The following is a 12,287-nucleotide window of genomic DNA, read 5'->3' on the forward strand; positions in this document are numbered from 1 at the left end:
CTCACCCAGCGTGGCGTGCCAGCATCCGGCTCGCTGCTGGACTCCGCGCGGCCTGCAACATTCCTTCCCGGCAACCAGCGCGCTCGTCGCGACCGCGCTCTCCATCAACCACTTCGCTCAGCAACACCGATGAAGCCGCGCCTCATGGAGCGGGTGGGCTCCTTCCCCATTCTCTTCATTCACGGGACGCAGGGCAGCGGCAAGTCGAGCATGTGCACTGACGTCTTCTGGCCCCTCTTCGGCGTGCCGTCCTCCGACGCCTACAGCGTAACCGAGACGGAATTCGCGCTCGTGAAGCTGCTGTCCGCCACCCGCTCCGTGCCGGTGGTGGCGGACGAGTACAAGCCCTACGACATGCCGCTCCACCGGCTGCAGCTGCTGCACCGCTACATGCGGCGCCTCTACCGCGGGGAAACGGAGGAGCGAGGCCGCTCGGACTTGTCGGTGGTGAGCTACCGCCTGCATGCGCCGCTGTGCGTGGCCGGCGAAACGCGTCCCACGGAGGCTGCTCTCCTCGAGCGCCTTCTCACCGTCAACCCAGAGAAGGCGACGTTGAAGCGGCGTGACTGCCGGGCGGCCTTCCGCAAGCTGAAGTCTGTCAACCTGGCCCTCTTCGCCCCTCGCTACATTCAATTCTGCTTGGGGCGGGACTTCGACGCGGACTACCGCTTGGCCCGCGCCGTCGCGGACTTCTTCCTCGAGGGCAGGGAAGTCCCTCCACGCGTCGTCGACAACGTGACGGCCATGTTGCTGGGGCTGCACCTCTTCGAGCAGTTCGCTCAGGAGTGCGGCTACGCGTTGCCCAAAGACTTGGGGGCCCGCGAAGCCGTCGACGCCGTGCTGGCGGACATCCTCGAGACGGAGGCCGGGGTGAAGAATGCCCTCGACGTCTTCCTCGAGATGCTGAACGTCATGGCCGTTCAGGGGGAGCTGCGGCACCGGGTGCATTACGTCTTCGAGGGCGAGCGCTTCTGCCTGCACCTGGAGAGCGCCTACGACGCCTTCCGCGCCCACTGCAAGCGCATCGACTACGAGGGCGAGGTGGTGGACACGAAGGCGTTGCGCCGCCTCCTGCAGGAGAATCTCCGTGAGGGTGGCTACGTCGTCGCCCTGAATGAGCGCATCTGCTTCGACGGGAGGATGAACCGCCGCCGCGCCGTGGTGATGGACCTGTCTCGCACGCGCCTCGTCTCGGCAGAGGAATTCCCTCACTCCCACGACTTGCGTGCGCGCAACGCTGACTACACGGCGGAGGACGCCAGCCAATAGCCGGCCCCGACGTGAGTGCCCCACGGCTGCCAGCCGTGGGGCGTGAAGACGTGTGGGCGTGTCCCCCAATGCTTGCAGGTGGCTCTTGTCATGGTGATGGACTCGAGAATGTCAAAGCAGGTTGAAGATGACGTCGCGGTGGAGAAGCGGCCAATCCCCGTGCGGCAACGCCGCGAGGATGCCGTCGACGTACTGTCCGAGGCCCTGTGGGAGTTGTGGCTGCGTCGACATGCGCAGCCGCAACGACAGACGCCCGCATGGGGTGCAGAGGAGAGCGCGCATGGCTGAGCCGCAGACTCTCGACTTGTCTTCTTCTGGGGACAGAGCGTCCATGGTTTTCGCCCGAGGGCCTGCTGCCCGGGGCAAAGGAGACAACACCATGGCGAAGAAGGGGACTGCGCGGGCCGCGCGCAAGGAGCTCGCGGACGTGCCACGGCAACTGGCCGCGCTGGCCAGCATGTCGGTGTCGGACTTGGCGGAGAAGTACCAGGAGCTGTACGGCGAGCCCACGCGCAGCCGCAACCGGGACTACCTGCGAAAGCGCCTGGCCTTCCGGATTCAGGAGCTGGCTGAAGGAGGGCTCTCCACGCGCGCCGTCGCACGCATCTCGGAGTTGGGCGACAAGCTGCCCGAGCGCTGGAGGATGCGGCAGGTGGAGGAGACGAAGCCCTCCGCGCCGCCTCCGCCTGCTCCTGCGGGCGGGCGCGCAGCCGCTGTGGACGGGCGCGCCGCCGCTGCGGACGGGCGCGACGCGCGGCTGCCGCCGCCGGGCACGGTGTTGACGCGCGTCTTCAAGGGGACGCAGCACCGGGTGACGGTGCGCGAGGACGGAATTGAATACGAGGGCCAGCTTCACCGCAGCCTCTCCAGCGTGGCCAAGTTGGTGACGGGCACGGCCTGGAATGGCTTCACCTTCTTCGGCCTCAAGGACGGCGGCCCGAAGGCGGTGACGCGATGAGTGGCCCTGCATTCTTCCAGACGCACATGGGGCAGCGCTTCTTCGAGGGGACGGTGCCGCAGATTCTCCGAGAGCTGCGGCGCCTCAACGACAACCTGGAGCGGCTGGTGGCCGTGGCGCAGCAGCACGCCGGGCAGCAGAAGGCCTCGAGCGCCGAGCCGGTGCCGCCGCCGGCAACAGAGAAGGCGGAGGAACCATGAGGAAGAGCAAGCCAGCGCCCTCGGACGCGAAGCGCTGCGCCGTCTACACGCGCAAGTCCACGGCTGCGGGCCTGGAGATGGAGTTCAACTCGCTGGATGCCCAGCGCGAGTCCTGTGTCTCCTACGTGCAGCGCCAGCCCGGCTGGGTGTTGGCGGATGAGAGCTACGACGACGGCGGCTTCACCGGCGCGAACATGGAGCGGCCCGCCTTCCAGCGGCTGTTGCAGGACGTGGACGCGGGCCGGGTGGACGTGGTGGTGGTGTACAAGGTGGACCGCCTCTCCCGCAGCCTCCTCGACTTCGCGAAAGTCATGGAGCGCTTCAACGCGGCGGGCGCCTCCTTCGTCTCGGTGACGCAGAACTTCTCCACCGCAGACGCGATGGGGCGGCTGACGTTGAACATGCTGATGTCCTTCGCCGAGTTCGAGCGGGAGATGATTTCGGAGCGCACGCGCGACAAGGTGGCCGCCGCGAGGCGCAAGGGGAAGTGGACGGGAGGGCGCGCGCCGCTGGGCTACGAGGTGAAGGACAAGCGCCTCGTGGTGAATGAGTACGAGGCGGTGGTGGTGCGGGAAGCCTTCGAGCTGTACCTCCAGCACCAGCAGGCCTCGGCGGTGGCGCGCCTCCTCAATGAGACGGGGCGCAAGACAAAGCGGTACGAGGCCCAGAGTGGCGCCACGCGCACGGCCCGGAAGTGGACGACGCAGGATGTGCTGCGCCTCTTGAGGAGCCCTCTGTACGCGGGCTTCGTGCCGTATGGCGACGAGACGCACCCGGGCGAGCACCCGGCGATTGTGGACAGGGCCACCTTTCACCGGGTGAAGGATTTGCTGGAGGGACCCGGCATTCAGTACCACGGGCGCAACCCCGACTACGTGCTGCGAGGCTTGTTGCGCTGCGGCCTGTGCGGCGAGGCGATGACACCCGGCAGCACGCGTAAGGGCGAGCGCGAATACCGCTACTACCGCTGCGTCACCCGGGACAAGCAGGGCAAGGAGGGGTGCCGGGCCGCACCCCTTCCGGCAGCCGCCCTGGAGGACTTCGTCGTCACGCAGCTCCGGGAGGTTTCGGTAGGTGACGGCTTCGCGGCCCAGGTGCATGCCCGCCTCACGGCGCGGTTGAAGGAGAAGCACCAAGCCCTGCGCGCCGAGCGTGCGCAGGTTCCGAAAGACTTGGCCAAGCGCCGCGCGGAGTCCGCGAAGTGGGTGGACTCCCTCTCGAAGCTGGAGGGCTCCGCCCGGCGCCTCGTCGAGGAGAAGCTGACGGCCGCGGAAGAGGAGGTCGCCGGTATGCGGAAGCGGCTGGCTGAGGTGGAGCGCGCCCTCGACGCCATTGAGGGAGAGAAGGTGGAGGCGGCATGGGTGGCCAAGGCGCTGGCGGACTTCGACGCGGTGTGGGACGCCCTGACGACGGCCAACCGCGGGCGCCTGCTGCGGGCCCTCGTTGGCCGGGTGGTGGTGAACGAGGCGACGGGCCAGGTTGACGTGCATCTGGCCCACGCTGGTGAGGCTGCAGCGACTGGGCGCGAGGAGGTGGCGGCGTGAGCGCGGGCCCCGAGTCACAGCCGGCGGAGGCCGGCCTCGTCAGCGCGCATTTCCACCGCGTGCGTCGCGCGAAGGTGCGCCTCCGAGAGGGGGCGCCACCCCCGCCGCGAGAGGTGGCGCGCAGGCCAGCACACGTCGCGCGAATGCTGGCCCTGGCGCACTACGTGGAATCCGCCATTGCGCGAGGGCTGGTGGCGAGCGCGGCGGACGTCGCAGGTCAGTTGGGATTTACCCGCGCGCGTGTGACGCACCTGCTGGACTTGCAGTTGCTGGCTCCCGACATCCAGGAGGAGGTGCTGCTCCTCGATGCCGTGGATGGGGAGGAGCCCCTCAGCGAGCGAGGCCTCCGGGCCATTGCTCACGCGGGGACATGGGCGGTGCAGCGCGAGCGCTGGCGCGAGGTGAAGGCTTCATTCTGAGACGGAAGTCCGAATACTCGGACTCCTTGGTGTAGCGTGATTGCAAGAGGCTGTCTGTCGAAGAATATGCGGGCCGGGTGGCCCGCGAGGAAAGCGAGCGAGAGCACATGCAGAACGACATGAAGAGCACCATCCAAGCAGCGGTGGCGGAGGCCGTGGAGAAGACGATGGGCCGGCAGATGGAGCTGCTGGAGAAGATTGCTCAGTTCCTGGGCATTGAGGTGGGCCCGACTCCTGTGGCGTTCGCGCCGAAGCGCGCAACCGTGCCTCCTCCCGCGTCGAAGCGCCCGCCCGCGCCCGTGACTGGGCCCTCGCCGAAGCGCCCGTCCTCGGTGCCCGTGCGGAAGTGGGCGAAGCCCGAGGCCGGGCCCAAGCCCATGAGGGCCGCGCCCGTGCCCGAGAAGAGCCGCGGGCGTCCGCGCGGAGCGCGACGCACAGCGACGGCCGCAGCCCCCAGCTCCAGTCTCAGCTCCGAGGCATCCGTCTCCTACGTGGCGGGGCAGGAGGTGCGCTACAGGCAGGGGCGGGGCACCTTCTCGGCCAAGGTGAAGGCCGTCGACGAAAAGGCGAGGACGGTGACATTGGAGCGCCTCAGCGACGGCAAGAAGGTGGAGCGGCCCTTTGCGAAGGTGGCCGCTGCCTGACGCCGGGTTGAGGGGCGCCTTGTTCGAAAGCGCTGTTGCCCTCCTGCGAATCTTGCACTGGGCTGCGTCCCCTCAGTGCAATCCAATCTGCAGGCCGACCTTCTTCGGCCGGTCTGCGTAGGTGCAGAGATGCGGACGCGCTGCTCCTGAGACAAGCCGCTTGATGAGCCTGCCCTGGGTGCCGCGCTACCCTGGCTGGGTATGACGTGCAGGGGGAGTCGTCGTTGAAGGGCGGAGCGAGGCATGTGCCCGTGGCGCGCTCAGCGGCTTCCCAGGTCGCCCTTGCCATGCTAATGGGTGAAATTGAAATGCACCCAATCAGTACCTAGGGCTATTACCCATGGCGAAAGAGCCTGATGAAGTGACGACGGAGGAACTGCCCTCCAGACAGCCCGTCGCACCACCCACCCCCAGTCATCCGCGCTTCCTCTTCATGTTGGGAGAGGTGCGTTTTGAGGCCGTGAGGATTCTGGAAGTGCGGACAACTGGAGAGACGCTGATGCTTGCCCAGCGTCGCGTGCCTGGAGGGACATTGACGGGCCCTTGCCTCATTCGCCGGCTCGCCAGCCCCACCACTCACATGGAACGGCGACGCCTGGTAGAGGAGGTGGAACTCGCCTTTCGCCTCAGCCACCCAGCCATTGCCCAGGTCATTCATCTGGAGATTGAGGAGGAGGAGGATTCGCCGTACGTCATCATGGAATACGTCGCTGGCTCGTCGCTCGACACCTTGGTGAACGCGACTGTCATCCGCGGGCAGCCACTCTCTCAACCCTTCGGGCTCTATGTGGGAGCTGAGTTGGCGGACGCCCTCCACTACGCACACACCCTGGTGGGAGATGACGGCAAGCCCCTGGGCATCATCCATCGCGACGTCAGCCCACGGCATGTCTGGGTGGGAGAGCACGGCGAAGTGAAGTTGCTGGACTTTGGCGCGGCCTTCTCGCTGGTGGTGGGACGCGAGGAGTCGCCGGAAAGTCTGCTGCGCGGGGACGTCGCCTACTGCTCGCCCGAGTACCTCCATCGCCAAGCCCTGACTCCACGCTCGGACATCTTCAGTCTCGGGGTGCTGCTGGTGGAGGTCCTCACCGGCCGCCACCTGTTCGATGTGCGGGACTATTCACCGACCTGGGAGAAGGAGAGTCGGCTGAGGTTGGAGGCGCCACCCACGCTGCCGCTCAAGCAGATGGAGGCGCTCATGGCCGGTTTCGGCCCGGACTTCGTCGAGAAGGCCGTGGCCCCTCTTCCCGAGGACATCAAGGCCGTGCTGCACACCGCGCTACGGGCCAACCCCCAAGAGCGTTTCGCCACAGCGGCGGACATGAGGGACGCTTTGCGTGGCGCGGCCCGCGCGCAACGTATGGCGCCCTACGGGCGCGAAGAGGTTTCCAAGGAAGCCTCCCGCGTGCGGTCCGAGGGCAGTGAGTTGCGCGACGTGGTGGAGTTCGGCGAGGCGGGCATCTATCCCCAAGGGCTCGAGGCGCACGAGCTGGCTGCTCTCAAGAAGAAGGAGTAGGCGCTCGCGGGCCGGGGAGGGCTGCGTGGGGCCTGAATCCCACGCGCCCCTCGGGGAGGTTCGACGCCGCAGTTCGCGTCGGCGACGTCGTCATGGTGGAGGCGCGTGACGGCCTGACGGCGGACGCTCCCAAGGAGGCTCGTGCCGAGGCCGAGGCGGGCACGGCTCCTTCTTCCTTCTCCGCGCGGGGAAGGGGATGGTGGAGGAGTGGCCTGTCGACGTCGCTGTCACGTCGAGGGAGCACCAGGAGGGGTAGCTGGCTCCGCGTAGGCCTCAACGAGACAGCTCGGCGGCGACGTGGACCAGCGCAGCGAGCTTCTTCTCGTCCAGCTTGCGCGCGAGGAACATCAGCCGCCGCAAGGTTCCTGCGTCTTCGGTGCGAAGCCGGGGGCCGTCTCCAGCAAGGCCCAGAATCTCATCGGAGGAGAGCATCAGCTCCGTACATATCCGGGCCAAGGACTCGATGCCGGGCAACATCTCCCCGCGCTCCAGCCGGCTGTAGACGGGCGGGCTGATGCCCACGCGCTCTCCGACTTCAGCTTGGGTGAGGCCCATCTGCTCGCGGGCCGTTCGTGCGGCGGTGCCAATGAGGGCGGACAGTTTTTCATTCATAACGTGCTGGGTAGTGTAGCTGAGCTGCCGTCTGCCAAGGCGACGACATGCCTTCAGCGCAGGATGGGAAGAAGCTGGAGGAGGGCCTGTGCCTGGCGCTCATCGAGGTGGTGCACGCGGTGCAGCAGTTGATTCCGAGCGGACTCGCCCTCCAGGGGCAGGCTGTGAGGGTAGCCCAGGAGTTCATTCGGCGAGACCCCCAAGACAGCACAGAGCCGATGCAGGGTGGGGACGCTGGGCTGCATGCGCCCGCGCTCCAACCGATTGTACACCGTGACAGAGATGGCTGTGAGGTTGGCGACCTCTGCTTGAGTGAGGCGCGCGCGTAGGCGAGCGGCGCGCGCGGCTGCGCCAATGACGGAGGAAAGCGGGGGGCCTGGGGCGGGAGCACCAAGGGGACGAGATAGTGCAGGCGCCTTGTCCAGGGGGCGGATGTACATCCTGTGAGGGTACTTCGCGGACGGCTTGATTGCACCTAATCAGTGAGTAGTGGATGCACCAGGGGTCGAAGGCGGGCCGGACAGTTCGCGCGATTTCCCGGGGCTTCTGGTAGCGTGCGCGTGCGCTGGGAGGAGAGAGTCGCATGCGCGAGCCCGCCGTCCTGTTGTCCGCCATGTCGCCAGGGAGGAAGTCTCCATGAGGGATGACGGCCCCCCGGCCGTGCTGTCCCCCGGGGACGTGGTGATGGGCTACACGGTGGTGAAGCAGCAGGGGCGCGGCGGATTCGGGACCGTCTACCTTGCGACGTGCGACGGGCAGTCCTACGCCCTGAAGCTGGTGGAGCTGCGGCGCCTGGGCGGGCGGGTGGAGCGGGAGATTTCCATTCTGCTGCGCCTGAAGCACCCCAACGTGGTGGGAATTCGCGGCTTCTTCTACTGGCCGCCGGTGGAGTCCGAGTTCGTCGTCATCGCCATGTCCTACGTGGAGGGGCGGCAGTTGGGGGTGTGGGCGAAAGAGGAGAACCCCTCGGCCCGCGAGGTGGCGCAGGCGGCGCTCGGCGTGGCGCGCGCGCTGGCCGCCTCCCATGAGGCTGGGGTGGTGCACCGAGACGTGAAAGAGGCCAACGTCATGGTGCAGGACGCCGATGGCCTGGCCGTCCTCGTGGACTACGGTGTGGGGGCCTACGAAGGCGCTCCTGGCGTCACGCTCTCCATCCTGCCCCCTGGGACGCCGGAGTTCCTCCCTCCTGAAGCGTGGTTGTACCTGGAGAGGAACACGGGCGTGCGTGGCGCACGGTACGTGCCGGGCCCGGCGGATGACGTGTGGGCCCTGGGCGTTCTTCTCTATCGCCTCCTCACGGCGAAGGTGCCGTTCGAGGCTGCGGATACCCAGGCCTTCATCAATGCCGTCATCACCGCGTCGCCTGCTCCCCCACGTGTCGCGAATGAGCGGGTGCCCGAGCAGCTGAGCCAGGTGTGCATGCGCCTGCTGGAAAAGGAGCCTTCAGTCCGCCCGGGAGCACGCGCCGTCTGCGAGGCGCTGGAGGAGCTCCTGGCGAAGGCGGAGGAGGGGGCGTCCTGGGACGTCCCGCTTTGCGATGCCTACGGCCCGGACACGGCCACCACGGATGGGGGGCGGCGGGACAAGAAGGCCCGGTGGGTGAATGCCCCACTGCGCCGCCCTCGTAGGGGGAAGCGGGCCGTGCCGGCACGCGTGGAGCTGGTGCCCCAGCCCAACGTGGCCCCTCTCGATGCGGTGCACGTGCCCGCGGCCTCGGCCTCGCCACCTACGGAGGAGAAGCCAGTCGGCCCGGTGCTGCTGCCGGAGCTGCCGGCCGCAAGGCAGGAGGAGGGAGCCCTCGTGGTGGATGGGGTGCCGAGGCCTGCTTCCTTTCGCATCAGGAGCGGGCGGGTGGTGGGCGCCGGCCTCCTGGCAGCCGCCCTCTCAGCGGGGGTGTTCTTGGCCTTGCGGCCTCCGCCGCCCTCCTCTCCAGGAGTCCAGGTTCCCGCCGCATCAGGACAGGAAGTAGCGCCATATACAAAGAAACCTCAAGCTGCCCCGGCCGCAGCTCCCACCGGGCCGGAGGCAATACCTGCGGCCGTCGCGCCTCCCGCGACGCATCCCGAGGTGACTGCCACCGTGACGACGACGAAGAGTGACTCCCCGACCTCCCCGCCGGTGCCTGCCAAGAAGGCCACGAGGAGCGTCAGCAACGCCGTGGCGACGGCGGCCCTCTGCGGCGCGCTGGCCTGCTCGGGCCCCCAGGTGCGCCCTGCTCCGGATCCTGAACCGTGCCCGGAAGGCGCCTCTAAGGGCATGAAGATGCTGGGCATGAAGATTGGAGACAAGGAGGCTGCGAGCTTCGTCAGGGGAGAGGAAAAATACGTAACGGTGAGGGAAGGCACTGCACAGATCATTGTGGGGTCGGACTACGCCACGTTGTCTGGGCGACTCATTATCGCCGACCGCGTCTACGTCCGACTGACTCGGGCCCGCACGAGCAAAGGAACCTTCCCCGTGTGCCTGGAGGTGCGGGATACCTCGAACAACCGAGGACTGGAGATAGAGGGTGGCGGAGGGGAGTCCGGAAAGGCTCGTGTGTATTCTGCCGTTATTGTCAGGGCAGTGAGTGAGTTTGAGTGAAGTGTCGCTGTCTGGCAGACGCTCGTGAGTCGCCAGCGGTGTCGCCGCTGGCTTGGTCCAGGAGAAACGTCGCGTGCATCATTCCGTGTCGGCCGTGCTGCTTTTCCTCCTCCTCTCTGGAGAGGGGGCGGCTCTGGCGCAGTCGCCCTCATCCACCGTGGGGCTGAGCGTTCGCCGAATCGAGCTGGTCTCGGATGATACTCAGCCAGCAGTTGAAGTGGCGGTGAGCCCAGGGCTCTCGACGGTGTTCCTCTTTGATTCGGAGGTGAGCCGAGAGGGACTGATGATCGAGGGACGCGAGCGCTTCGTGATGGTGGACGCTGGGCTCAATACTTTGCGCTTGGTCCCTTCAGAGAAAATCTCCGCGGGAGAGCGGCTCAAGTTGACGGTGCGTTTCCAGGATGGATCTGCCCCGGCGAGTGCGACGTTTGTCCTGGTTGCGCACCCAGCACGGTCAGAGGCACTCGTCGAGGTCTATCGACGCAAGAGGGGGGTCGAGACATACCAAGAGGAGGTTCGTCAGGCGCGAATTGAAGCCGAGCAATGCCGACAGGAGAATGAGCGTCTGCGCGCTGAGCGAAGTGCTCCTAATGGGTTGACGGGACTCATCTCGACAGACGTCCTCAGCGAGCGAGGCGTTGATTTCCGCGACGCGACCAAGGATGTAACCCAGGCCCCGGGAGGGGCCGCAGCGAAAAACCGTGCCTATGCATACCGCACAGCCCGCAGGGTGGCTGTTGTGGTCACCCTCAAGTCAGGGGGGGACACCCAGCCGTGGACAGCAGTGGGTGCAACGCTCAGAGGCAAGGCCAACGAGGAGCTGAAGGTGCTCCAGGTGTGGCAGTCAGGCCCCGTGGCCTTCGGTTCGACGGGCCAGCGCGTGGTGGTAGAGGCTGAGGCTGTATCCGAGTCCCCTCAAGGCCCCTTCACGCTCAAGCTCTGGGATGCGGATGGGCGCCGCACTGTCACCCTAGGCAACGTCACTTTCCCATAGATGGGGTGGTGGGACGGACCCACCAGAGGGCGCAACGCCTGCGTTTGGGGACTTGTGGGGATTGTCATTTTAGGGTTCAATTCGATTTCACCTAAATAGGGATGTCGGGTTGCATCTTCCTATTGCCCCACTGCCCCCGGAGAGCGCGATGGTCCTCACGGTTCCGGCTTGCGCGCAGTCGATTGCGCGCCTCCTTCGTTGTTGCCCTCGATATGGGTGTGTCCGCGCGGTAGATGCGGAGAGCCACGATTCTGATCCCCCTTCGTGAGCCCAGTTCGCCTGAGTACGTCCAGGCGCGCATGAGGACTCAGTTGGGCCCCGCACTGCCTTGAGTGGCAGGCGCTGGCGCCTCGTTGCGCCCATACTCTAACTGGCGGGCTACACAGCTTTCCGCGGTGGGAAAGTCGGGTGCCAACGGTCCGCCATCGCACCGTCACCCCTAATTCGCATCCATGAAAGTCGTTGAGGCGGATCTGGTTGCCTCAGGGCCCGTGACGCCAGGCGTCTGCCTGGAGTCTGGCGAGCGCGCCCTCTAACGACTTCCTCGATCTCGTCCCCGGTCCGGCGCCCTGTCGGACCGAACGGAGAACCTCTGTCCTTTTTCGGCCCTTGCTGGGGGCCTTCACAGGAGGCGTCGATGTTCGTGCGTCGAAGCTGGGCCGTGGTGTTGCTACTGCTCTTACCAGGAGTGGGGTGGGCGGAGGAGATTGCCGACCCCGAGGCCGAAGTGGAGGAGGGCGCCCTCGGCCTCGAGCCGGATGTGGAAGTGCCGCTCGAGCCGCCCTCCGAGGAAGGAGCGGCTGAACCCGAGGAGGTGTCTGCGTCGCTGGCTACACCCCACCCGCGCTCTCGGTGGGCCTACTTGCTGAGAATGGAGGCCACAGCCCTGACGCTTCTTCCGCGGCACGGTGTTGGCGAGGACGAAGGCTTCTTCCAGGTGGAACCCACGGCCGTGGTGGATGGCGGCCCGAAGTTTGGCCTCAACCTCGGGGCCCCGGTCCGGCTGCGCCTGTGGGGCGGCGGTGAGGGGGCCAGCCTCGTGCGGAAGGAGGACTGGGACACCTTGTCGGACTGGGGGCAGGTGGTGCGCTTCCTCCGGCTGGGAAACGAGACGTCTCCCGTCGCGCTGTGGGGAGGCGCACTGGACACCTACAACCTGCTGTCCGGGCACCTGGTGCGGCACTACTCCAACCGGGGCAACCCGGACTACCACCCGGCCGGGGCGGTGCTTACCGGCACTGTGGGGCCGCTGTACGCGGAGGCCTTTACCTCGGACGTCCTCGGCGCCCGTCTCATGGGCGCGGAACTCGCGGTGGACCTGCAGCACGTCCTCTTCGGCCGGCCTCGGCGGCCTGGGCACTATGCGCTGGCGCTGTCGGCGGTGCATGACTGGGGACGGGCGGGTGGCGCCTCGCAACCCGTGACGATGGCCCACCTGGACGGCACGGTGGTGCTGGTGTCTCGCCGGAACAAGCAGAGAGGCTTCGAAGTGCAGGCGTTCGCCGGGTGGGGAGGACGCCCTGGCGAGGGTGGCGCATGGGGTGCGGT

General features: G+C 67.0%; 11 protein-coding genes and 1 pseudogene. 10 read left to right on the plus strand and 2 right to left on the minus strand.

The features are described from left to right. The first annotated feature begins 129 nt into the window (after positions 1-129). The 7 genes from HUW62_RS40970 (at position 130) to HUW62_RS41000 (ending at position 6,550) form a co-directional block, all read left to right on the plus strand. Positions 130-1,269 (plus strand): hypothetical protein, encoded by a 1,140-nt coding sequence (locus HUW62_RS40970; protein ID WP_255203930.1) that lies wholly within the window; start codon positions 130-132, stop codon positions 1,267-1,269. 379 nt (positions 1,270-1,648) lie between these two features. Next, positions 1,649-2,227: a DUF2924 domain-containing protein gene (locus HUW62_RS40975; protein ID WP_176437516.1), complete on the plus strand. Its 579-nt coding sequence runs from the start codon at positions 1,649-1,651 to the stop codon at positions 2,225-2,227. Continuing rightward, positions 2,224-2,427: a hypothetical protein gene (locus HUW62_RS40980; protein WP_176437517.1), complete on the plus strand. Its 204-nt coding sequence runs from the start codon at positions 2,224-2,226 to the stop codon at positions 2,425-2,427. The genes HUW62_RS40975 and HUW62_RS40980 overlap by 4 nt, the downstream gene beginning before the upstream one ends. Continuing rightward, entirely contained in the window at positions 2,424-3,971 is a 1,548-nt protein-coding gene (locus HUW62_RS40985) for a recombinase family protein (RefSeq protein ID WP_176437518.1), read from the plus strand. Before HUW62_RS40980 ends, HUW62_RS40985 begins: the two co-directional genes overlap by 4 nt. Then, positions 3,968-4,390 carry a hypothetical protein gene (locus HUW62_RS40990; RefSeq protein ID WP_176437519.1) on the plus strand — a complete coding sequence of 141 codons (423 nt, stop codon included), beginning with the start codon at positions 3,968-3,970 and terminating at the stop codon, positions 4,388-4,390. The genes HUW62_RS40985 and HUW62_RS40990 overlap by 4 nt, the downstream gene beginning before the upstream one ends. Before the next feature lie 107 nt (positions 4,391-4,497). Continuing rightward, positions 4,498-5,034 (plus strand): PspA, encoded by a 537-nt coding sequence (locus tag HUW62_RS40995; protein ID WP_176437520.1) that lies wholly within the window; start codon positions 4,498-4,500, stop codon positions 5,032-5,034. A 340-nt stretch (positions 5,035-5,374) separates the two neighbouring features. After that, a complete protein-coding gene (locus HUW62_RS41000) occupies positions 5,375-6,550 on the plus strand; it encodes a serine/threonine-protein kinase (RefSeq protein ID WP_176437521.1) in 1,176 nt (391 codons plus the stop codon). A gap of 273 nt (positions 6,551-6,823) precedes the next feature. On the opposite strand, the gene HUW62_RS41005 is transcribed toward HUW62_RS41000, so the two are convergent. Further along, positions 6,824-7,162, minus strand: coding sequence for a helix-turn-helix domain-containing protein (locus tag HUW62_RS41005; RefSeq protein ID WP_176437522.1), 339 nt, complete (start codon positions 7,160-7,162; stop codon positions 6,824-6,826). A gap of 53 nt (positions 7,163-7,215) precedes the next feature. Further along, positions 7,216-7,602, minus strand: a complete 387-nt coding sequence (locus HUW62_RS41010) for a helix-turn-helix domain-containing protein (protein ID WP_176437523.1) — start codon at positions 7,600-7,602, stop codon at positions 7,216-7,218. Between the two features lie 196 nt (positions 7,603-7,798). On the opposite strand from HUW62_RS41010, the gene HUW62_RS41015 reads away from it, so the two are divergent. From HUW62_RS41015 to HUW62_RS41025, 3 genes and pseudogenes are all read left to right on the plus strand, one after another. Next, positions 7,799-9,745 carry a serine/threonine-protein kinase gene (locus tag HUW62_RS41015; protein ID WP_176437524.1) on the plus strand — a complete coding sequence of 649 codons (1,947 nt, stop codon included), beginning with the start codon at positions 7,799-7,801 and terminating at the stop codon, positions 9,743-9,745. 73 nt (positions 9,746-9,818) lie between these two features. Next, positions 9,819-10,739, plus strand: a complete 921-nt coding sequence (locus HUW62_RS41020) for a DUF2381 family protein (RefSeq protein ID WP_176437525.1) — start codon at positions 9,819-9,821, stop codon at positions 10,737-10,739. A gap of 637 nt (positions 10,740-11,376) precedes the next feature. After that, positions 11,377-12,287 (plus strand): annotated as a pseudogene (locus HUW62_RS41025) (hypothetical protein); the annotation flags it as partial.

It is taken from the genome of Myxococcus sp. AM011 (assembly GCF_013372595.1).
GTDB lineage: Bacteria > Myxococcota > Myxococcia > Myxococcales > Myxococcaceae > Myxococcus > Myxococcus eversor.